At 71.9% G+C, this 20,725-nt stretch carries 17 protein-coding genes; 8 read left to right on the forward strand and 9 right to left on the reverse strand.

Features of this window, described 5'->3' with window-relative positions; translation table 11 throughout:
* The first annotated feature begins 172 nt into the window (after positions 1-172).
* A complete protein-coding gene (locus V2J85_RS12595) occupies positions 173-355 on the forward strand; it encodes a hypothetical protein (protein ID WP_030810293.1) in 183 nt (60 codons plus the stop codon).
* A gap of 122 nt (positions 356-477) precedes the next feature.
* Here V2J85_RS12595 and V2J85_RS12600 read toward each other — a convergent pair whose 3' ends face one another.
* Positions 478-1,260, reverse strand: coding sequence for a hypothetical protein (locus V2J85_RS12600; RefSeq protein ID WP_330821615.1), 783 nt, complete (start codon positions 1,258-1,260; stop codon positions 478-480).
* Positions 1,261-1,451: 191 nt separating this feature from the next.
* On the opposite strand from V2J85_RS12600, the gene V2J85_RS12605 reads away from it, so the two are divergent.
* Complete coding sequence (locus tag V2J85_RS12605) at positions 1,452-2,348, forward strand: oxygenase MpaB family protein (RefSeq protein WP_330821616.1); 897 nt, start codon at positions 1,452-1,454, stop codon at positions 2,346-2,348.
* 28 nt (positions 2,349-2,376) lie between these two features.
* Here the strand turns inward: V2J85_RS12605 and V2J85_RS12610 are convergent, their stop codons facing one another.
* Positions 2,377-2,988: a class I SAM-dependent methyltransferase gene (locus V2J85_RS12610; protein WP_261954594.1), complete on the reverse strand. Its 612-nt coding sequence runs from the start codon at positions 2,986-2,988 to the stop codon at positions 2,377-2,379.
* On the reverse strand, positions 2,985-4,472 hold the full coding sequence (locus tag V2J85_RS12615) for a purine-cytosine permease family protein (RefSeq protein WP_261954593.1): 1,488 nt from the start codon (positions 4,470-4,472) through the stop codon (positions 2,985-2,987). The genes V2J85_RS12610 and V2J85_RS12615 overlap by 4 nt, the downstream gene beginning before the upstream one ends.
* Before the next feature lie 247 nt (positions 4,473-4,719).
* Between V2J85_RS12615 and V2J85_RS12620 the strand changes: the two genes are divergently transcribed.
* Positions 4,720-5,334 carry a GTP-binding protein gene (locus V2J85_RS12620; protein WP_261954592.1) on the forward strand — a complete coding sequence of 205 codons (615 nt, stop codon included), beginning with the start codon at positions 4,720-4,722 and terminating at the stop codon, positions 5,332-5,334.
* Between the two features lie 51 nt (positions 5,335-5,385).
* On the opposite strand, the gene V2J85_RS12625 is transcribed toward V2J85_RS12620, so the two are convergent.
* Positions 5,386-5,814 (reverse strand): PPOX class F420-dependent oxidoreductase, encoded by a 429-nt coding sequence (locus tag V2J85_RS12625; protein WP_261954591.1) that lies wholly within the window; start codon positions 5,812-5,814, stop codon positions 5,386-5,388.
* Between the two features lie 167 nt (positions 5,815-5,981).
* On the opposite strand from V2J85_RS12625, the gene V2J85_RS12630 reads away from it, so the two are divergent.
* Together V2J85_RS12630 and V2J85_RS12635 are read left to right on the forward strand one after the other, a co-directional pair.
* Positions 5,982-6,389, forward strand: coding sequence for a roadblock/LC7 domain-containing protein (locus V2J85_RS12630; RefSeq protein ID WP_261954590.1), 408 nt, complete (start codon positions 5,982-5,984; stop codon positions 6,387-6,389).
* An 88-nt stretch (positions 6,390-6,477) separates the two neighbouring features.
* The gene (locus tag V2J85_RS12635) at positions 6,478-7,374 is read left to right on the forward strand and encodes a DUF6397 family protein (RefSeq protein ID WP_330821617.1); all 897 of its coding nucleotides are present in this window, start codon (positions 6,478-6,480) and stop codon (positions 7,372-7,374) included.
* On the opposite strand, the gene V2J85_RS12640 is transcribed toward V2J85_RS12635, so the two are convergent.
* A complete protein-coding gene (locus tag V2J85_RS12640; protein ID WP_261954588.1) occupies positions 7,305-8,174 on the reverse strand; it encodes an acyl-CoA thioesterase in 870 nt (289 codons plus the stop codon). The two genes, V2J85_RS12635 and V2J85_RS12640, sit on opposite strands and share 70 nt — an antisense overlap.
* 52 nt (positions 8,175-8,226) lie before the next feature.
* Positions 8,227-10,740: a DEAD/DEAH box helicase gene (locus V2J85_RS12645; RefSeq protein ID WP_330821618.1), complete on the reverse strand. Its 2,514-nt coding sequence runs from the start codon at positions 10,738-10,740 to the stop codon at positions 8,227-8,229.
* 477 nt (positions 10,741-11,217) lie between these two features.
* Between V2J85_RS12645 and V2J85_RS12650 the strand changes: the two genes are divergently transcribed.
* A complete protein-coding gene (locus V2J85_RS12650; protein ID WP_261954586.1) occupies positions 11,218-12,009 on the forward strand; it encodes a metal-dependent hydrolase in 792 nt (263 codons plus the stop codon).
* Between the two features lie 590 nt (positions 12,010-12,599).
* Here V2J85_RS12650 and V2J85_RS12655 read toward each other — a convergent pair.
* Positions 12,600-14,381 carry an ABC transporter ATP-binding protein gene (locus tag V2J85_RS12655; RefSeq protein ID WP_261954585.1) on the reverse strand — a complete coding sequence of 594 codons (1,782 nt, stop codon included), beginning with the start codon at positions 14,379-14,381 and terminating at the stop codon, positions 12,600-12,602.
* Positions 14,382-14,466: 85 nt separating this feature from the next.
* Positions 14,467-16,365: an ABC transporter ATP-binding protein gene (locus V2J85_RS12660; protein WP_330821619.1), complete on the reverse strand. Its 1,899-nt coding sequence runs from the start codon at positions 16,363-16,365 to the stop codon at positions 14,467-14,469.
* 359 nt (positions 16,366-16,724) lie between these two features.
* Between V2J85_RS12660 and V2J85_RS12665 the strand changes: the two genes are divergently transcribed.
* Together V2J85_RS12665 and V2J85_RS12670 are read left to right on the forward strand one after the other, a co-directional pair.
* Positions 16,725-17,468 carry a hypothetical protein gene (locus V2J85_RS12665; protein ID WP_261954583.1) on the forward strand — a complete coding sequence of 248 codons (744 nt, stop codon included), beginning with the start codon at positions 16,725-16,727 and terminating at the stop codon, positions 17,466-17,468.
* A 259-nt stretch (positions 17,469-17,727) separates the two neighbouring features.
* Complete coding sequence (locus V2J85_RS12670; RefSeq protein ID WP_330821620.1) at positions 17,728-19,116, forward strand: cation:dicarboxylate symporter family transporter; 1,389 nt, start codon at positions 17,728-17,730, stop codon at positions 19,114-19,116.
* Positions 19,117-19,267: 151 nt separating this feature from the next.
* Here V2J85_RS12670 and V2J85_RS12675 read toward each other — a convergent pair whose 3' ends face one another.
* Positions 19,268-20,713 (reverse strand): Gfo/Idh/MocA family protein, encoded by a 1,446-nt coding sequence (locus V2J85_RS12675; protein ID WP_261954582.1) that lies wholly within the window; start codon positions 20,711-20,713, stop codon positions 19,268-19,270.
* Positions 20,714-20,725 lie beyond the last annotated feature (12 nt).

Genomic DNA, 20,725 nt, shown 5'->3' on the forward strand with positions numbered 1-20,725 from the left:
GGAGCGCCCGAGGGTACCGGACGCCGGGCCCGAACGAGGAACGCGCGCACCCCTGGGCGGCACCCGGCCGCACCCGGCAACCCGGACGGGACGACAGGGAACCCGCGGCGCGGAATCGGCGTTCAATGGAGTACGACAGAGCGCGGCACCGGCCGCGGAAGGGGCGTGAAGGATGTCCACACAGGCGAAGGTCGCGATCGGCGGCGTCGCGGTGGGAGTGGTCCTGCTGTGGCTGCTGCCCTTCTGGGCGGCCCTCTTGGTCATGGTCGGGGTCCCGGCCGTCGCATATCTGGCCCTCGACTCCTCCCAGCGCCGCCGCCTGCGCAGGGTCGGCCGCAAACAGCTGGGACGCTGACACCGGCAGGCGGGAACGGGGCCGCGAGCCGGCCTGCCCGGGGCCCGGGCCGGTCGGCGGTCCGGGCCGGCCGGTGATCAGGGCCGGGCCCCGGGCGACCGGCCGTGCGGAAGGGGGCCGGCTCAGACCGGCCGGGCCGCCAGCTCGTCCAGCGAGGAGAGCAGCCCGGGCAGTTCCGGCCCCCGGCCCACCGGATGCACCTCGCCGGGCTCCTCGTCCAGCAGCACGAACGCGATGTCGTCCGTCCGCGCCACCATGCTCCAGCCCGGCCCGTCGACCCGCAGCGTGCGCGCCTCGCCCGCCGCGAACGACGACCGCACGCGCCCGGGCGGCGGCGACTCCGCCAGATAGCCGCGGGCCTCCTTCAGCACCCGGCGCACCCCCTCGTGCGCCTCGTCCCCCGGTTCCGCGAACGTCACCTCACCGTCCACCTGCTCACGCCACATCGCCCACTGCAGCGCGATCTCGTCCGCGCCGAGCCGCCGTTGGGCCGGCCCCCACTCCTCCGCGTCCGGCGGGCAGAGCGGCGCCGGCTCACCCGCCTCCCGCTCCGGATCATGCGGCGCCGGCACCCCCGGCGCGGACACGGCGAGCGCCAGCGGCCAGCCCGGGAGCGCCGCGACGATGCTGCTCTCCCCGGGCGAGAGGTCGTACTCCATCCCGCAGTCCCACGCCGCGATGGCACAGGCGACCAGCGACACGTCCTCGGTCACCACGGTCCAGCGGGCACCGCCGCCGTCCTGCCCGAGGACCAGTCCGTAGCCCTCGGCGTACGGTTCGAGCCCGAGGCCCGCGCACACCTCGGGGTAGTCGTCGCCGAGCACGCTCGGGAACTGCCCGGGCGTCAGCAGCACCGCCGTCAGCACGAACAACTGGTCGTTGTCGGCGCTCTCGGTCGTGGGCACGCGGACCTCCCCTTCCCATCCTTTGCGGAGTACGTCGGCGCACCTTAATTGCCCCGTCGGGAGCTTGTCACCACTCCTACGCTGGGCTTATGCCTTCCTACAGTGTCCGGATCAGGTGATCTGCCCGGTCTGCCGGGCCGCCGGTGCCGCCCCTAAACTGGGCGCTCCGGCGAGGGAAGGACGGTTGTCACGTGCGGCGCTACGACTGGCTGAAGGAGATCCGCAGGCTCGATCCCGAGCGCGACTTCTTGGCGATCTACCGCATCATCGCCACCCATGAGTTCCCCTGGGACCTGACCCGGGCCCTGGAACTGGCCCTCTACCGCACCTACGCCGTGCCGAGCATCGGCCGACTGCTCGCCGAGACCGCCGAACTGACGGACCGTACGCAGAAGCGCTACGACGACACCGCCCTCCTCCTCGACGCCGTACTGGAGCACGGCTTCGACGGCGAGGACGGCCGGACGGCCATCCGCCGCATCAACCAGATGCACCGCAGCTACGACATCTCCGACGAGGACATGCGCTACGTCCTGTGCACCTTCGTGGTGATGCCCAAACGCTGGCTCGACACCTACGGCTGGCGGCGGCTGACCCGGCACGAACAGCGTGCCCTCGCCGCCTACTACCGCACCCTCGGCCGCCATATGGGCATCCCCGAACTCCCGCGTACCTACGAGGACTTCGAGCAGTACCTCGACGCCTACGAGGCGGCGCACTTCGGCTGGGACGAGGGCGCACGACGGGTCTCCGACGCCACCTTGGACCTGATGGCCGGCTGGTACGGCCCGCTCGCCCCGATGGTGCGCCGCGCGAGCATGGCCCTCCTGGACGACTCGCTGCTGGACGCCTTCCGCTACGACCGGCCGGCCCCGGCGCTGCAGAAGACGGTGCGCGGCGCCCTGAAGCTGCGCGCGAAGGCCGTCCGGCTGCTGCCGCCCCGCCGCACCCCGCACTACGCCCGCCAGAACCCCGAGATCAAGGGCTACCCGAACGGCTTCCGGGTGGCCGAACTCGGCACCTTCCCGGCCTCCCGGCGCCTCGGCGGCTGCCCGGTCCCGCACGGGGAGGACCCGGTGGCCTCCTGACCCCGGATCCCACGGGCCGGGCCGCGCCTCAACCCTGGCGGACCGCCAACGCCAGATAGCGCGCGTCCCGGTCCTCGTACCGGACCAGCTCCCAGCCGCAGCGGGACAGCAGGGGCCGCAGATTCGGCTCCGCCCGGGGGTCGTCGGGGGTGAGGGCCCGCCCCTTGCGCGCGGCGAGGGCGGCCCGCCCGATGGGGTGGAAGAGCGCGAGCCGGCCACCGGGGCGCACGACCCTGGCCAGTTCGGTGAAGCCCGCCTCCGGGCCCGGCAGATGGGAGATGAGACCGGCGGCGAAGACCGCGTCCAGCGCGGCGTCCGGCAGCGGCAGCCGGGTCGCGTCCGCGAGCAGCAGCGGCGCGTAGCGGTCCCGCCCGGCCCGTACGGCGGCGGTCAGCATCTCCGGCGTCAGATCGGCGCCCAGCACCGTCCCCTGCGGCCCCACGGCCTCCCGCAGCGCCGGCAGCGCCCGTCCCGTGCCGCAGCCGGCGTCCAGGACCGCCTCGCCCCGCCGCAGCCCCAGCTCGGCGACGCCGGCGGCGTAGGCAGGGCCGTCGTCGGGGAACTTGGCGTCCCAGTCGGCGGCGCGCGGCGCGAAGAACGCCCGCACCTCGTGCGGCCGTTCACCGTGGTGGTCGGTCATCGGTCTCCTCCAGAGGTGTGACGACGGGCGCCGAGCGACGCCGTGCAGGCGTACAGCACGCCGGTGACGGGCAGGGCCACCACGACGCCGAGGTTCATGGCGCCCAGCGGGCCCCGCGCGGCGCCGTCGGTGAGCAGGAAGCCCACCACCGTGGCGATGTGGGGGTCGGCGGAGGTGATCAGGCCCAGTCCGACGGCGGTGCCCACGACGAGCGAGAACACCGCCGGCCGGCCCAGGGCCGCCACCCGCACCAGGTCGAAGCCGGTGTGGCGACGGCGCCACTGCTCCACCAGGAACACCGCCGACCAGGCCGACATCGCCACCCCGATGACGGCCAGGAACGCCTGGAAGGTCGCGAAGAAACTGGGCGACACGAACAGCACGTACCAGCCGCCGACGGCCATCAGCACGCCGTCCACCAGGACGGCGAGATGCCGCCGGATCGGGATGCCCAGGGCCAGCATCGACATGCCCGAGCTGTAGATGTCCATGATCGCCCCGGAGGCGAAGCCCCCGATGGCGGTGAGCAGATACGGCACCAGGAACCAGGTGGGCAGCTCCGCCGCGAGCGCCCCCACCGGGTCGGCGGCCGCCGCCCCGGCCAGCTTGGGATCCCCGGCGTTCAGCACCACCCCGAACACCAGCAGCACCAGCGGCGGCAGCACCCCGCCGAGCGTGGTCCACCCCGTGATCGCCCGGCCGCTGCTCGTCCGCGGCAGGTAACGGCTGTAATCGGCACCGCAGTTGACCCAGCCCAGGCCCAGCAGCGTCATCGCGAACACGACGCCGCCGACGAACGTGCCGAGGCCGCCCGCCCGGCCGTGCCCCAGGGCGGACAGGTCGATGCGGTCGGCCATCAGCACCAGGTAGACCACGGTGAGCGCGGTGATCGCGGCGGTCAGGTACTTCTGCACCCGCATGATCAGCGCATGCCCGTAGATGCCGACGACCACGACCACCACCGCGGTCACCGCGAAACACAGCGCCTGCGCCGTAGTCGTCGGCGTCCGGGCGTCGGCCCGGGCGAAGACGCCGGGCGCGACGCGCGCCAGGATCGCCGCGCCGCCCAACGAGGACAGCGCGACCAGGACGGTCTCCCAGCCGACGTTGGAGACGTAACTGAACAGCGTGGGCAGCTTGTTGCCCTGCCGGCCGAAGGAGGCCCGGCCGATGGCCATGGTGGGCGCGCCGGTGCGGGCCCCGGCTATCGAGATCAGCCCGACCAGGAGGAACGAGAGCACATAGCCGAGCGCCCCGGAGGCGATCGCCTGCCAGGGGCTGAGGCCGAGGCCCATGAGGTAGACGCCGTAGGCGATGCACAACAGGGAGAGCCCGGAGGCGGCCCAGGGCCAGAACAGTGACCGGGGGCTGCCGTGCCGCTCGGCGTCCGGCACCGGGTCGATGCCATGGCGTTCGACGGCACGGGCGGAGACGTCCGCCGCGGCGGACGGTAGGGCCCGCTCCTGTGACTGCTGTTGCGTCATGCCGACATGATCCCGCACCGGCCCCCGCTGTGGCGGTCCGATCCGTCTATCACGAATACGGGGCCGCCGGGGTTCCTGATCACAAGACTGAGCGGCTTTGCCGAATTCGGGGACATTCCGATCAGCGGGCGGTACGGTCCTCGCCATGGATTTCGGACGGCGCTCTGCCGCCGAAGGCTCCCTTCGCCGAGCCGTGCATCCGCATTCCCCGTGACGCGCAGGACCCGCATCCTTAAGGAGACGGCCGATGAACGCCGCACCAGGGGCCCCGGAGGGCGCAGCCCCGGACCCCGGCCCCGAACTGGCCCTGAAGATCTTAGTCGCGGGCGGTTTCGGGGTGGGCAAGACCACCCTGGTGGGCTCGGTCAGCGAGATCCGCCCGCTGCGTACCGAGGAAGGACTCAGCGAGGTCGGGGAGGGGGTGGACGACACCGGGGGAGTGGACACCAAGGCCACCACCACCGTGGCGATGGACTTCGGCCGCATCACCATCCGGGAGGGGCTCTCCCTCTACCTCTTCGGCACCCCGGGACAGGACCGCTTCTGGTTCCTGTGGGACGACCTGTCCGAGGGCGCGCTGGGCGCCGTGGTCCTCGCCGACACCCGCCGGCTGCAGGACTGCTTCCCGGCGGTCGACTACTTCGAGCGCCGCGCGATCCCGTTCCTGGTCGCCGTCAACTGCTTCGCCGACGCGCGCTCCTACGGGGCGGACGAGGTGGCCCGCGCGCTGGATCTGGCCCGCGGTACCCCGGTCGTCCTCTGTGACGCGCGGGACCGCGACTCCGGCAAGGAGGTGCTGGTCCGGCTCGTCGAGCACGCCGGCCGGCAGCACTCCCCGCGGACGCCGGCCCCGGTGGGATGAGCCGCGGACGGGCGGGGCGCGGACACCGGACGGCCCGCGCCACGCACCGGGTCAGTCCGCGATCGCCGCGAGTCCGACGACCTTGTCGATCGTGACCCGCACCACCACCTCGCCCGGCACGCCGTTGCGCGCGCCGTATTCCTCCGCACGGTCCTCGCCCATGTAACGGGCCGCGATCCGGGTCGCCCAGTGCCGTACGTCGGCCAGGTCGTCGCTGATCTCCGCCGAGCCCTGCACGGTCACGAAGGAGAACGGCGGCCGGTCGTCGTCCACGCACAGGGCGAGCCTGCCGTCGCGGGCCAGATTGCGGCCCTTGACCGTGTCCGCACCGGTGTTGAACACCAACTCGTCGCCGTCCAGGAGGAACCAGATCGGCGCGAGGTGCGGGCTGCCGTCCGCCCGCACGGTCGCCAGCTTTCCGGTCCGGGTGCCCTCCGAGAGGAACCCCCGCCACTCGTCTTTCGTCATCTTGTGTGCCATGCCGACATCCTCTCCGCGCGTCGGCGCGGGCGCCGCGTGGCACGCCGCGCCGCGGGCCGCTTGCCGAGACGGCGGAGGTGGGACAGGCTGGCACGGCAGTCCGCGGAGGGACCATGGGCTGCCGTCCGGCCAGGACCGCGGCCGGGGACACGGGGAGGAAGCGTCACATGGCATTGAGCAGCGGACTCGACTGGCTGCTGGACGACCTGACCAAGCGGGTGGAGAAGGTACGGCACGCGTTGGTGCTCTCCAGCGACGGGCTGGTGACCGGCGCGAGCGAGGGCCTGGGGCGGGAGAACGCCGAGCATCTCGCGGCGGTCGCCTCGGGACTGCACAGCCTCGCGAAGGGGTCGGCGCTGCACTTCCGCGGCGGGGAGGTCCGGCAGACCATGATCGAGTTCGACGACGGGGTGCTGTTCGTGACGGCGGCGGGGGACGGCAGCTGCCTGTGCGTGCTGGCCGGCGCGGACGCCGATCTGGGGCAGATCGCCTACGAGATGACGCTGCTGGTCCATCGCGTCGGCGAGCACCTGGGCGTCGCGGTGCGCCGGTCGGAGAGTTATCCACAGGTCTGAGGCGGAGGTTGACGCACTGTCACCGCCTGCGGCTACAGTCGTGACTGTCAGTGATCGACGCTGACCGACCGAGTTGCGGGGGAACGACATGACAGTGATGTGTGACGGGCGGCAGACGCTCCCGAAGGGCCGAGCGGCCCATGAACTGGAGCTGCGCAGCGGCGAGTTCGAGCTCGCCGTCCAGCTCGGAGAAGTGCGTACGGTGCCGCCCGGCGGCGCCGAGCGCCCACCCGGCGCCGGAGTCCTCGGCGGACGCCGGGTCCCGGCCGAGGAGATCGCCCGGCTCCAGGCCGAGCCCGGCTTCCCGGAGGCGCTCCGCGAGCGCATCCGCACGGTCGGCATGACCGAGGCCGCCCGGCTGATGGGCGTCGGACCGGGCCGGGTGCTCCGCCTGACCCGCGCCGGCTGCTTCGCGCCCGCCCGGTTCTACGTGAACCGCTACGGCGCGGTGGTCTGGCTCTACCTCGCGGCGGAGATCGCCGACTTCGCCGACCGCGAACCCGACCTGCTCCGCGGCAACACCCCAGCGGCGATGCGGGTGATGCTCGACGGCGGACAGGACTGGCGGGCCCGCCAGTGGCGCGGCCGCCGGGTCGCGCAGCTCATGGGACAGACCGGCGACCCCTGGGAGTCGGCCGCGGTGATCGCCGCCGTACTGCCCCCGGAGGAACTGGCCTCGGTGGCCGGCAACCCCCTGGAGCGGTCCGTGCTGCGCCGGCTCCGGCCCACCCTCGCGACGGTGATCACCGCCACCCCGGCGGCCCGGGAAGCCTGCGAACGGGTGCTGACGGCCGACGAGTTCGACGAGGTCCTGTGGTACCGCGTCCATCTCGCGAGGGCGCTCGAAGAGGCCCGCAGAGAGGACCCCGGACGGGTCCGCCGGATGTCCCCCGTGGAGCCGGCCGTCCGGCCGGGTCAGCCACCCAGTTTCCGGAACAGCCCTTCCTGGACGACCGAGACCAGCAGCCTGCCCTCCCGGTCGTAGATCCGCCCGCGGGCCAGGCCCCGGCCGCCGGTGGCGATCGGGGACTCCTGGTCGTAGAGGAACCACTCGTCCGCGCGGAACGGGCGGTGGAACCACATCGCATGGTCCAGCGAGGCCATGTCGAAGCCGCGCGGACCCCAGAGCGGCTCGATCGGGATGCGGACCGCGTCCAGCAGCGTCATGTCGCTGGCGTAGGTCAGCGCGCAGGTGTGCACGAGCGGATCGTCGCCCAACGGCCCGACCGCCCGCATCCACACCGCGCTGCGCGGCTCCGCCCCCTCGATCTCGTCCGGCGTCCAGCGCAGCCGGTCGACATACCGGATGTCGAACGGCTGCCTGCGGGCCATCCGCTCCAACGCCTCGGGCAGCCCGCCCAGATGCTCACGGACCTCCTCCACGACCGTCGGGAGGTCCTCCGGGTCGGGCACCGCGCGGCGCATCGGCAACTGATGTTCGAAGCCGGGCTCCGGCTTGTGGAAGGAGGCGGTCAGATTGAAGATCGTGCGTCCCTCTTGGACCGCGACCACCCGGCGCGTGGTGAAGGAGCGCCCGTCACGCACCCGCTCGACCTGGTACACGATCGGCACCCCGGGCCGGCCCGGGCGCAGGAAGTACGCATGGAGCGAGTGCACCGGACGGTCACCGTCGGTGGTCCGCCCGGCGGCGACCAGCGCCTGGCCCGCCACCTGTCCGCCGAAGACCCGCTGGAGGCTCTCCTGCGGACTGCGGCCGCGGAAGATGTTCACCTCGATCCGCTCGAGATCCAGCAGGTCGACGAGCTTCTCCGCAGGATTGCTCATGGCCGATGGCCCTCCCTCGCATGCCCCGGCGGCCTCGGGCGAAGCCGTCGCCTCACAACTGACCCACATCCGTGACCCGCACGACCGCGCGCCCCTCCTCGTCCGAGGCGGCCAGATCCACCTCGGCGGAGATGCCCCAGTCGTGATCACCGCTCGGGTCGGCGAAAGTCTGCCGCACCTTCCACAGGCCGTGCTCGGGGTCCTCCTCGATCTGCAGGAGCTTCGGGCCGCGCGCGTCCGGGCCGGTGCCCAGCTCGTCGTATTCGTCCCAGTAGGCGTCCAGCGCCTCGCCCCAGGCATCCGCGTCCCAGCCGGACTCGGCGTCCATCTCGCCGAGTTCCTCGACCTTGTCCAGCGCCGCCAGCTCCACCCGCCGGAACATCGCATTGCGCACCAGCACCCGGAAGGCTCGCGCGTTGGCCGTGACCGGCCGGACCTGATCCGCCCGCTCCTGGGCCTGGTCCGCCGTCTCCTCCTCCGGGTTGGCGAGCTGCTCCCACTCGTCCAGCAGGCTGGAGTCGACCTGCCGCACCATCTCGCCCAGCCAGGCGATGATGTCCTGGAAGTCCTCCGACTTCAGATCGTCCGGCACGGTGTGGTCCAGCGCCTTGAAGGCACTCGCGAGGTACCGCAGCACGATGCCCTCGGTGCGCGCCAGCTCGTAGAAGGAGGTGAACTCCGTGAAGGTCATGGCGCGTTCGTACATGTCGCGGATGACCGACTTCGGCGACAGCGGGTGGTCGCCCACCCAGGGGTGGCTCCTGCGGTACAGCCCGTAGGCGTGGAAGAGCAGCTCCTCCAGCGGCTTGGGGTACTCGACGTCCATGAGCCGTTCCATGCGCTCTTCGTACTCGACGCCGTCGGCCTTCATCTGGGCCACCGCCTCGCCACGCGCCTTGTTCTGCTGCGCGGCCAGGATCTGCCGCGGATCGTCCAGCGTGGACTCCACGACCGACACCATGTCCAGCGCGTAGGACGGCGACTCCGGGTCGAGCAGGTCGAAGGCGGCCAGCGCGAACGTCGACAGCGGCTGGTTGAGCGCGAAGTCCTGCTGCAGATCCACGGTCAGCCGGACGATCCGGCCCTCCGCGTCCGGCTCGTCCAGCCGCTCGACGATCCCGCCGTCCAGCAGCGACCGGTAGATCGCGATGGCCCGCCGGATGTGCCGCAGCTGGTTCTTGCGCGGCTCGTGGTTGTCCTCGAGCAGCTTGCGCATCGCCTCGAAGGCATCGCCCGGGCGGGCGATCACCGACAGCAGCATCGCGTGGGTCACCCGGAAACGCGAGGTCAGCGGCTCCGGATCGGACGCGATCAGCTTCTCGAAGGTGTTCTCGCCCCAGTTGACGAAGCCCTCCGGCGCCTTCTTGCGGACCACCTTGCGCCGCTTCTTCGGATCGTCGCCCGCCTTCGCCAGCGCCTTCTCGTTCTCCACGACGTGCTCGGGCGCCTGCGCGACGACGAAGCCGGCGGTGTCGAAGCCGGCCCGGCCGGCCCGGCCCGCGATCTGGTGGAACTCCCGCGCCCGCAGCGTCCGCACCCGCGACCCGTCGTACTTGGTCAGTGCGGTGAACAGCACCGTCCGGATGGGGACGTTGACGCCGACGCCGAGGGTGTCCGTCCCGCAGATGACCTTCAGCAGGCCCGCCTGGGCGAGCTTCTCCACCAACCGGCGGTACTTCGGCAGCATCCCGGCGTGGTGCACGCCGATGCCGTGGCGCACGTACCGCGACAGGTTCCTGCCGAACTTCGTGGTGAACCGGAAGTTCCCGATCAGCTCGGCGATCTGGTCCTTCTCCGCGCGGGTGCACATATTGATGCTCATCAGGGCCTGCGCCCGCTCCACGGCGGCGGCCTGCGTGAAGTGCACGATGTAGACGGGGGACTGGCGGGTCTCCAGCAGCTCGGTGAGCGTCTCCGTCAGAGCGGTGGTGCGGTACTCGTACGACAGCGGCACCGGCCGGGTCGCCGAGCGCACCACCGACGTCGGCCGCCCGGTGCGCCGGCTGAGGTCCTCCTCGAACCGCGACATGTCGCCGAGCGTCGCCGACATCAGCACGAACTGCGCCTGCGGCAGTTCGAGCAGCGGAATCTGCCAGGCCCAGCCGCGGTCCGGCTCCGCATAGAAATGGAACTCGTCCATCACGACCTGGCCGATGTCGGCGTTCTTGCCGTCCCGCAGCGCTATCGAGGCGAGGACCTCGGCGGTACAGCAGATGACCGGGGCGTCGGCGTTCACCGACGCATCGCCGGTGAGCATGCCGACGTTCTCGGTGCCGAAGAGCTTGCACAGATCGAAGAACTTCTCCGACACCAGCGCCTTGATCGGGGCGGTGTAGAAGGTGACCTGATCATGGGCGAGGGCGGTGAAGTGCGCCCCGGCCGCCACCATGCTCTTCCCGGAGCCGGTGGGGGTGGACAGGATGACGTTCGCCCCCGAGACCACCTCGATCAGCGCCTCCTCCTGGGCGGGGTAGAGCGAGATCCCCTGCTGCTCGGCCCAGCCCGAAAAGGCTTCGAAGAGGGCATCGGGGTCGGCGTCGTTCGGCAGATGATCGATGAGGGTCACGCCCCCATACTGCCTGTCTTCACCCCGGATCCGGGAACCGGTAACCCATACGGAGATCAACTCGATCCCCCATGGACGGTCCGACACCATACCGTCACCATCCGTGACCGGTGGCCCCCTCTGCGGTCGCCCTCCCGGCCTGGTCGCCGGGCAGGGCCCCGCCTCCGTACGGAGATCATCTCCCGCTACGCTGAGTCGCCGACCCGGCGTCAGCAGCGCGAACGGTGAGCGTGCCGGACACGCCGCAGTAGCCGGGGGCGACGGATGCATCGGGCATGCCGGAAGTGCCGGGTGCGACGTACGCGCCGGGCACGGGACGCGCGCCGGGCACGACGCACGAGCCGGGCACGAGGCGCGAGCCGAACACCGGAAGTGCCGAGCGCCGACCACGGACAACGACACCGGCGACAACGACACCGACGACAACGACACCGACAACAAACACAACAAGGCGACAACAAGGGGTGGGGAACAACCATGATGGGACCGGCGCACTCGCTGTCCGGGGCGGCGGCCTGGCTGGGGGTGGGCGCGGCGGCCGCAGCCGCGGGACATCCGATGCCCTGGCCGGTGCTCGTCTGCGGGGCCCTGATCTGTGCCGGAGCGGCGCTCGCCCCGGACCTCGACCACAAGTCCGCGACCATCTCGCGGGCCTTCGGGCCGCTCTCGCGGATGGTGTGCGAGGTCGTCGACAACATCTCGCACGCCGTTTACAAGGCGACGAAGATGCGCGGCGACGCCAACCGCTCCGGCGGGCACCGCACGCTGACCCACACCTGGGTGTGGGCCGTGCTGGTCGGCGGCGGCATGGCGCTGCTGGCGATGCGGGGCGGGCGCTGGGCGGTGCTCGGCATCCTCTTCGTCCACATGGTGCTCGCGATCGAGGGGCTGCTGTGGCGGGCGGCCCGGGTCTCCAGCGATGTGCTGGTCTGGCTGCTCGGCGCCGCCTCGGCCTGGATCCTGGCCGGCGTCCTCGACCAGCCGGGCAACGGCGCGCACTGGCTGTTCACCGAACCCGGCCAGCAGTACCTCTGGCTGGGCCTGCCGATCGTGCTCGGCGCGCTGGTCCATGACATCGGCGATGCACTGACGGTGTCCGGCTGCCCCATCCTGTGGCCGATCCCGATAGGCCGGAAGCGCTGGTACCCGCTCGGCCCGCCCAAGGCCATGCGCTTCAAGGCCGGCAGCTGGGTGGAACTGAAGGTCCTGATGCCGGTGTTCATGCTTCTGGGCGGAATCGGCGCGTTGGGGGCGCTCGACTTCATCTGAGTGATGCCGCGGAGTTGGGGGAGTGGGGGTTGGGGTGGGGGCGGGGGCGGGGGAGAGAAGCCCAGGCGCGATCCGGTGGGTCGCTGCGGGTGGGGGGCGAGGCCAGGCGGCCCACTCCCACTCCCACTCCCACTCCCACCCGCACCCGATGCGGGCAGGGCGTGAGGCGGTGCCGACAGGTGCGGCCGCGCCGCCGTGCGACTCCTCTCGCCCCTCCCGGTCTTCGCCCCTCCCGGCAGTGGCAGGGTCGCCGTCCCGCCGCCTGGTCCGGCGGCCCTTCCCGGTCCAGCCGCTCCGCCCGCCGGTGCGCCGGTCCACCGCGTCGCCGTCGTGCTGCCCGGCCCGGCATCCCTGTCTGGTCCACCGCGTCGCCGTCGTGCTGCCCGGCCCGGCATCCCTGTCTGGTCCACCGCGTCGCCGTCGTGCTGCCCGGCCCGGCATCCCTATCCGGTCCACCGCGTCGCCGTCCCGCCGCCCCGCCCGGCATCCCTATCCGGTCCACTGGCTTCGCCGGTCCAGCCGCCTCGCTGCATCCCCCTCCGGTTGACCCACCCTCCCCACTGCCCCGGCCAGCCCGCGTCACCCGGCGGTTATCCGTGCCAAGAGCGCCACAATGCCGCGTACGGGCCGTTTGCGGTGAGCAGGTCGTGGTGGGTGCCGAGTTCGCTGATGCGGCCGTTCTCGACGACGGCGATCACGTCGGCGTCGTGCGCGGTGTGCAGGCGGTGGGCGATGGCCACGACCGTGCGGCCGTCCAGCACCTTGCCCAGTGAGCGCTCCAGGTGGCGGGCGGCGCGCGGGTCGAGGAGTGAGGTGGCCTCGTCCAGCACCAGGGTGTGCGGGTCGGCCAGGACGAGACGGGCCAGGGCGATCTGCTGGGCCTGGGCGGGGGTCAGGGTGTGGCCGCCCGAGCCCACCTCGGTGTCCAGGCCCGTGTCCAGGGCCCGGGCCCAGTCATGGGCGTCCACCGCCCCCAGCGCCGCCCACAGTTCGGCGTCGTCGGCGTCGGTGCGGGCGAGCAGCAGGTTGTCGCGCAGCGTGCCGACGAAGACGTGGTGCTCCTGATTGACCAGTGCCACCTGCTCGCGGACCCGTTCGGCGGGCATCGCGGAGAGCTCCGCACCGCCCAGCGTCACGCTGCCCGTACGGGGCCCGTAGATCCCCGCGAGCAGCCTGCCCAGTGTCGACTTGCCGGCACCGGACGGGCCGACCAGGGCCAGGCGGCTGCCGGGACGGATCCGCAGGGAGACCTCGCGCAGGACGTCGACGCCGGTGCGGTAGCCGAAGCTCACGTCATCGGCATGCACATCGCGGCCGTCGGGCAGCCGCTCCGCGTGCGCCGTCTCGGGTTCGATCTCCCGGACGCCGACGAGCCGGGCGATGGACACCTGGGCCACCTGCAACTCGTCGTACCAGCGCAGGATCATGCCCACGGGATCGATCATCATCTGGGCGAGCAGCGCACCGGTCGTCAGTTGGCCCGCCGTGAGCCAGCCCTGCATCACCATCGCCCCGCCGAGCAGCAGCACCGCGCCCAGCAGCACCACGTGCGTCAGATCGACGACCGGGAACAGCACCGTGCGCAGGAAGAGGGTGTAGCGCTCCCACTGGGTCCATTCGCGAATCCGGCGCTCGGAGAGAGCGATGCGGCGGGCGCCCAGGCGGTGCGCCTCGATCGTGCGGCCGGCGTCCACGGACTCGGTGAGGACGGCGGACACCGCCGCGTACCCCGCGGCCTCCGAACGGTAGGCGGACGGCGCCCGCTTGAAGTACCAGCGGCAGCCGACGACCAGCAGGGGTAGCGCGACCAGCGCCGACAGCGCGAGCGGCGGGGCTGTCACGGTCAGCCCGCCCAGCAGCAGCGCCACCCACACCACACCGATCGACAGCTGCGGCACGGCCTCGCGCATCGCGCTGGAGAGCCGGTCGATGTCCGTGGTGATCCGGGACAGCAGGTCGCCGGTGCCGGCCCGTTCCAGTACGCCCGGCGGCAGCGCCACGGACCGTACGAGGAAGTCCTCGCGCAGGTCCGCCAGCATCCGCTCGCCGAGCATCGCACCGCGCAGCCGGACCATGCGGACGAACACCGTCTGCACGATCAGGGCGAGGGTGAACAGGGCGATGGTGCGCCCGAGTTGGAGGTGGCGCTCGCCCGCGGAGAGCTTCTCGACGACCCCGCCCAGCAGGTACGGACCGGCCATCGACGCGATCACCGCGGCGGCGTTGACGGTGACCAGTACGGTGAACTCCCGGCCGTGCCGGCGGATCAGCCCGGCGACGTAGCTCCGTACGGTCGCCGGGGAGCCGACGGGCAGTGTGGTGAGCGTCTGCGGGGCGTCCGGATCGTGCTCCGGCGGCGCCAGGCCGATCATGGGGTCTCCTCGATCTCGGTCTCGTTCTCGTTCTCGTTCTCGGTCTTGGTCTCGGTCTCGGTCTCGAGCTCGGTCTTGGTCTCGGTCATGCGGTCTCGTCGGCTTGAGCGGTGGTCAGCACCCGTTCGGGGTTCTTGTCCGGGGTGGGTTCTGGGGCCAGGTCCGTATTCGGCGCTGCTTCGGGTTCCGTACCCGGAGCGCCTTCGGCTTCCGTGTCCGTGGCCGCATACCGATCGGCTGCAGGTTCGGTCTCCCGGGTGACGACGGCGCGGTAGGCGGGGTGGCTGTGCAGGAGTTCGCGGTGGGGGGCCTCGGCGACGACCTTGCCCTCGTGGAGGAACGCGACCCGGTCGGCGCGGTCCAGCAGCAGCGGGCTGGAGGTCAGGACGACCGTCGTGCGGCCGGTCCGGATCTCTCGCAGGCCGTCGGCGATCCGGGCCTCGGTGTGGGCGTCCACGGCGCTGGTCGGCTCGTCGAGCACCAGCACCTCCGGGTCGGTGACCAGCGACCTGGCCAGCGCCAGTCGCTGCCGCTGGCCGCCGGAGAGCGACCGGCCGCGCTCGGTGATGTGCGTGTGCATCGGGTCCCCGGAGTCGTCGAGCGAGGCCTGCGCCAAGGCGGTCAGCACATCGCCGCACTGGGCGGCGGTGAGTGCCGCGTCGGCGGCCAGCCGCCCGGAGGACGGCACGTCGAGCAGCTCACCGAGGGTGCCGGACAGCAGCATCGGGTCCTTGTCCTGGACGAGTACGGCGGCGCGGGCGGCGTCCCGCGGCACGTCGTCCAGCGGAGTGCCGCCCAGGGTGACCGGCGGCAGGCCCTGCCCCGCACCATGGGCATGACCCCCCAGGCGTTCCGCGAGCCGGCCCGCCGTGTCCGGGTCGCCGCAGACGACCGCGGTCAGCCGGCCGGCCGGGGCGGTCAGGCCGCTGACCGGATCGTGCAGATCACCGCTGGGTGGAGCCTGGTCGTCCGCGGTCCGTCCGCCGGCCGGCCGGTGTTGGGCGAGGACCCGGGCGGTGCGCCGGGCCGACGGCCGGGCGAAGGAGAGCGCTTGGGCGATCTCCTCGAAGTGCCGGAGCGGCAGGAGCAGGAACGTGACCGCGCTGTAGATCATGACGAGTTCGCCGACCGCGACCGTGCCGTCGAGGGCGAGCCGGGTGCCGTACCAGACCACCGCGATCAGCAGCAGGCCCGGCAGCACGACCTGGACGGCCGCGATCAGCGACCACATCCGGGCGCTGCGGACGGCGGCCCGGCGGACCTCCTGGGAGGCGGCGCGGTAGCGGCCGAGGAAGAGTTCCTCGCCGCCGATGCCGCGCAGGACGCGCAGTCCGGCGACGGTGTCGGAGGCGAGTTCGGTGGCCCGGCCGGCCACCTCGCGCTGGGCGTCGGCCCGCCGGGCGGCGGGCGGCAGCAACGGCAGTACGGCCAGCGCCAGGACGGGGACGCCGAGTGCCACCAGGGTGCCGAGGTGCGGTTCCCGGACGACCAGGGCGGCCGCGACCGCGACCGCGGTGACCGCGGCCGCACCGAACCGGGAGATCGACTCGACGAACCAGCCGATCTTCTCCAGGTCACCGGTGCTGACCGCGACGATCTCACCGGCCGCCACCCGCCGGGTCATGGCCGAACCCAGCTCCGTGGTCTTGCGGGCGAGCAGTTGCTGCATCCGGGCGACGGCGGTGATCCAGTTGGTGACCGCGGCGCGGTGCAGCATCGTGCCGCCCAGCGCGATCAGCGCGCCGAGCACCAGCATCAGCCCACCGGACAGCGCCAGCCGGCCGCCGTCGCGGTCGACCGCGGCCTGTACGGCCATGCCCACCGGCAGCGGGAAGGAGGCGATGGCGCCGAAGTTCACCAGGCCCCAGGCGAGGGCCTTCAGCTGGCCGCCCAACTGCCGGGCGTAGAGCCAGCGGAGGAAGCTGTCGCCCGTACGGACGTCGGGGACGCCGGGGTCGGGATGCGGAAGGTCGCGGATCTGCATGATGCCCCAGGCGAGGTCGTGGTGGAGTGGTCGCGGAAGTCGGGGGTGGAGTGGTCGCGGAGCGAGCCGGCGCGCAGTCACCGGCCCAGCGCTGCCGCCGGTCCCGTGCCGTCACCGGCCCAGCGCCGTCACCGGCTCGGCGCCGTCACCGACCCCGCGCCCGGATAACTTTCCGGCAGGCGAAATGCCCCTCATGCCCGTCTCGTTGCCGGCGAAGGTTCTGGAAGACTGGCCCGTGGAGTGGGCCGGTTTCAATCGATTTTTCCGCTGCGGCCGCGCGTTCAGGACAATCGTCCGGGGGGCGCGCCGATACGGCGGGCGCTGAACGGGCGTCAGTCGCGCGGTGCGACCATGGGGACATGCGACGTGCGGGTGGTGTGATGCGGAGGGCGGCGGTGGCCGCGGCGGGACTGGTCCTTCTGGCCGGTTGTGGCGGGGGCGGCCATGACGGCAAGGACGACGGTGCGGGCAAGGGGGAGCGCCCCGGCGGCCCGGCCCGCGGCGCGTCGGCCACCACCCACCTCAAGAACATCCCCGGCATCGGCACGGCCCTGCGGTCCCGGATCCCCGCCGGTTCCCGTCAGGTCGTGGCGGTCTACGGCAAGGCGGCGGACTCCGCCGACGCCACCGTCGTCCTCTACGAGAAGGGCCCCAAGGGCTGGGACCGCAAGGGCAGCTGGCCCGCGCACAACGGCCGGCGCGGCTGGACGACGGACCACCACGAGGACGACAAGCGCAGCCCCGTCGGGGTGTTCACGCTGACCGACGCGGGCGGGGTGCTCGCCGACCCGGGCGCCAAGCTGCCCTACACCCACTCCACCGCCTTCACCCCGCCGTCGTTCTGGTCCAGGAACACCCGCCATGACTTCGATTACGTCATCGCGATCAACTACAACCGGGTGAAGGGCGCTTCGCCGCTGGATCCGACCCGTCCCGAGGGGCAGTCCAAGGGCGGCGGGGTCTGGCTGCACCTGGACCACGGCAGCGGCACCTCCGCCTGCGTGAGCGTCTCGAAGTCCGCGATGCAGACGCTGCTGCGCACGCTCGACCCGGCGCGGCGGCCCGTGGTGGTCATGGGGGACGCGGCGCATCTGGCGGCCTGAGAGCCGTCGGCCCGGAAGCGGTATCGCCCCGTATCGGCCCCGAGCCGTTACGGGGGCGAGTGCGGCACCGCCGGAGGAAGCGGGTACCACCGTCGCTCCCGCCCAATTGTGTACGGGCGGTGCGTTCCGCCTTGGATCAAGCTCCAAGATTTTCCTGGAAGTTACAGCGGACTCTTTCGTGCGGAATGCCAAGCGGCCATAGTGACGGACCGCGGAAGTCCACTTCCGCATAACAAAATCCGTCCATGGAGGAGTGCCCGTGCCGCACGCCACCGCACCTTTCGTCCGCCGCGCAGGCCGTCTGCTGCGCACCAGCCTGTTCGTGCAGGTACTCGTCGCCCTCGTCCTCGGTGTCGTCGTCGGACGGCTGTGGCCGCAGGCCGGATCGTCGCTCCAGCCGCTCGGGGACGGCTTCGTGCGGCTGATCAAGGCGATGATCGCGCCGCTGGTCTTCTGCGTCGTCGTTGCCGGCATCACCAAGGCGGGCGACCTCAGGGCCTTCGGCCGCATCGGCGTCAAGGCGCTGATCTGGTTCGAGGCGGCCACCAGCCTCGCCCTCGTCGCCGGCCTGCTGGCCGGCAACGTCTTCGCCCCCGGCGCCGGGATGCACGTCGACCCGGCCTCCCTGGACAAGGGCGCGGTGGACGCCAAGACGGGCGGCGGACATCTGCCGTCCGCCGCCCAGTTCGCCCTGGAATCCCTTCCCAACAGCGCGGTCGGCGCGTTCGCCGAGAACTCGCTGCTCCAGGTCCTGGTGCTGGCCTGCCTGGTGGGCGCCGCGTTGCTGCACCTGGGTCAGCAGAAGGTGCCGCAGCTGCTGCCGCTGATCGAACAGGCCCAGGAGGTCGTGTTCACCATCGTCGGCTACATCATGAGGCTCGCCCCGCTCGCGGTCCTCGGCGCCACCGCCCACCTCGTCGGCGAGTACGGCCTGGGTGCGATGTCCACCTACGGCAAGCTGATCGCGGTCTGCTACGGCGTCGCACTGGCCTTCCTCGTCCTGCTCGGCCTGGCGCTGAAGGCCGTCACCGGGCTCAGCCTCTGGAAGTTCGTCCGCTACACCCGCGAGGAACTGCTGCTGGCGTTGGGCACCGGATCCAGCGAGACCGTGATGCCGCGGATGATGCAGAAGCTGCGGGCCGCGGGCTGCCGGGACGACGCGGTGGGCCTGGTGCTGCCGACCGGCTACTCGTTCAACCTCGACGGCGCCTCGATCTACCTCTCCATCGGCACCCTCTTCATCGCCCAGGCCATCGGCGTCGACCTGTCGTTGGGCCAGCAGATCACGGTGGTGCTGGTGCTCATGCTGACCAGCAAGGGCATGGCGGGCGTGCCGGGTTCGGCGTTCCTCGCGCTGTCCGCGACCGCCTCCGCGCTGGGCGTCATCCCGGCCGCCGCGGTGGCCCTGCTGCTCGGCGTCGACCGGATCATGGACTCGATGCGGGTGGCGACCAACCTCCTCGGCAACTGCGTCGCGGTGTTCGCGGTCTCCCGCTGGGAGGGCGCACTGGACCGGGTGACGGCCAAGCGGGTCCTGAACGGCGAGCAGCCCGCCCAGCCCACCGAACCGACCCGGACCGCCGATACGGCCCAGCCCTCCGCAACGACGCAGCCAGCCGAGGCCGTGCAGAGCCCGCACGACACCTGAGACGGAACGGGCGGGACGGAACCACCTGAGGTGGGACGGTCGAGACGGGACACCTGAGGCGGAACCACCTGGAACGGGACGGCCCGGCGGACACCTGCTCCGCCGGGCCCTCCCGTCCTCCGCCCGGCTGCTGTCTACCCCTCCTCCGGCCCTACTCCTCCGGCTTCTCCGAGTCCATCCCCGGCCGGGCCTGCTTCCACAGTCCGCGGGTGAAGTCCGGGATCTCCTGCGGGGCGCCGTTCGCCCTGATGGAGCGGTCGCTCAGCGGCACCGGCGCCGTCCAGGTCGCCGCGTCGTAGACGTCGAAGTCCGGCACCAGGCCCAGCCGCATGCTCTGGATCAGCCGGAAGACCAGCATGTAGTCCATACCGCCGTGGCCGCCGGGCGGGTTGGCGTGCTCCTTCCAGAGCCAGTGGTCCCACTCCGCGTACTTGCCGAAGTCGCCCCACTCGTCGTTGTTCTGGTCCGGCTCCAGGTAGATCCGCTCCGGGTAGTCCTCGAACAGGCCCTTGGTGCCGCCGAGGCTGTTGATCCTGCTGTACGGGTGCGGGGTCGAGACGTCGTGCTCCAGCCGGATCACCCGTCCCTTGGCGGTCTGCACCAGGCTGACCGTCCGGTCGCTCTCGATGTACGACTCCTTCCAACTGGGGTCGTCCGCCGGCATGTGCTCCTTGCGGTACGCGGCGAGACCGCGGGCCGGCGAGCCCATGCTGGAGATGCGCACCGCGCGGTCGCCGCGGTTGAGGTCCATGTAGTTGGCGACCGGGCCGAAGCCGTGGTTGGGGTAGAGGTCGCCGCGCAACCGGGTGTGCCACAGCCGGCGCCAGGGGCCCTCGTAGTACTTGGGGTCGAACATCAGGCCGCGCAGATCGTGGATGTACGCCCCGGCGCCGTGCAGCAGCTCGCCGAACAGCCCGGCGTGCGCCATCCGCAGCACCCGCATCTCGTTCCTGCCGTAACAGCAGTTCTCCAGCTGCATGCAGTGTCTGCGGGTGCGTTCGGAGAGGTCGACGAGTTCCCACAGCTGCTCCAGGCGGAGCGCGATCGGGCACTCCACGCCGACGTGTTTGCCGTTCAGCATGGCCGTCTTCGCCATCTCGAAGTGCCAGTCCCAGGGCGTGGCCACATACACGAAGTCGACGTCCCCGCGCTTGCAGAGGTCCTCGAAGTCGTGGTCGCCGTTGGTGTAGACGGCCGGTGCGGGCTGTCCGGCGGTGGTGACCTTCTTGGCGGCCCGGGTGGTCTTCTCCTTCACCGGGTCGCACAGGGCGACCACCCGTGCGCCGGGCATCGCCAGGAACAGATCGATCATGCTGCCGCCGCGGTTGCCGAGGCCGACGATGCCGACGCGCACGGTGGAGCGCCGCTCGAACGGCACCCCGATCATGGTCCTGCCCTTGGCCTCCGGCGTCGCGGCGACGTCCGCCGCGGCACCGGCCGTTCGGGGCGTGGCCGCCGCGGGTTGAGGCACCGTCACTCCGCCCAACCCCAGTCCCGCGCCCGCCGCACCGGCGGTCCACAGGACGGAACGGCGGCTCGGGCCGGGCTCGTCGTGGCTGTGGTCGTGGTCGTGGTTCTGCGATCGTGCCTCGTTCATCGGTCCTCCAGG

This window comes from Streptomyces bugieae (assembly GCF_036352915.1).
GTDB classification, from domain to species: domain Bacteria; phylum Actinomycetota; class Actinomycetes; order Streptomycetales; family Streptomycetaceae; genus Streptomyces; species Streptomyces endophytica.

Bases quoted from the DNA above. Each gene is read 5' to 3' on its own strand.
- V2J85_RS12595 (WP_030810293.1), top strand. From the start codon at position 173: ATGTCCACACAGGCGAAGGTCGCGATCGGCGGCGTCGCGGTGGGAGTG.
- V2J85_RS12610 (WP_261954594.1), bottom strand. From the start codon at position 2,988: ATGACCGACCACCACGGTGAACGGCCGCACGAGGTGCGGGCGTTCTTC.
- V2J85_RS12615 (WP_261954593.1), bottom strand. From the start codon at position 4,472: ATGACGCAACAGCAGTCACAGGAGCGGGCCCTACCGTCCGCCGCGGCG.
- V2J85_RS12620 (WP_261954592.1), top strand. From the start codon at position 4,720: ATGAACGCCGCACCAGGGGCCCCGGAGGGCGCAGCCCCGGACCCCGGC.
- V2J85_RS12625 (WP_261954591.1), bottom strand. From the start codon at position 5,814: ATGGCACACAAGATGACGAAAGACGAGTGGCGGGGGTTCCTCTCGGAG.
- V2J85_RS12630 (WP_261954590.1), top strand. From the start codon at position 5,982: ATGGCATTGAGCAGCGGACTCGACTGGCTGCTGGACGACCTGACCAAG.
- V2J85_RS12635 (WP_330821617.1), top strand. From the start codon at position 6,478: ATGACAGTGATGTGTGACGGGCGGCAGACGCTCCCGAAGGGCCGAGCG.
- V2J85_RS12640 (WP_261954588.1), bottom strand. From the start codon at position 8,174: ATGAGCAATCCTGCGGAGAAGCTCGTCGACCTGCTGGATCTCGAGCGG.
- V2J85_RS12650 (WP_261954586.1), top strand. From the start codon at position 11,218: ATGATGGGACCGGCGCACTCGCTGTCCGGGGCGGCGGCCTGGCTGGGG.
- V2J85_RS12655 (WP_261954585.1), bottom strand. From the start codon at position 14,381: ATGATCGGCCTGGCGCCGCCGGAGCACGATCCGGACGCCCCGCAGACG.
- V2J85_RS12660 (WP_330821619.1), bottom strand. From the start codon at position 16,365: ATGCAGATCCGCGACCTTCCGCATCCCGACCCCGGCGTCCCCGACGTC.
- V2J85_RS12665 (WP_261954583.1), top strand. From the start codon at position 16,725: ATGCGACGTGCGGGTGGTGTGATGCGGAGGGCGGCGGTGGCCGCGGCG.
- V2J85_RS12675 (WP_261954582.1), bottom strand. From the start codon at position 20,713: ATGAACGAGGCACGATCGCAGAACCACGACCACGACCACAGCCACGAC.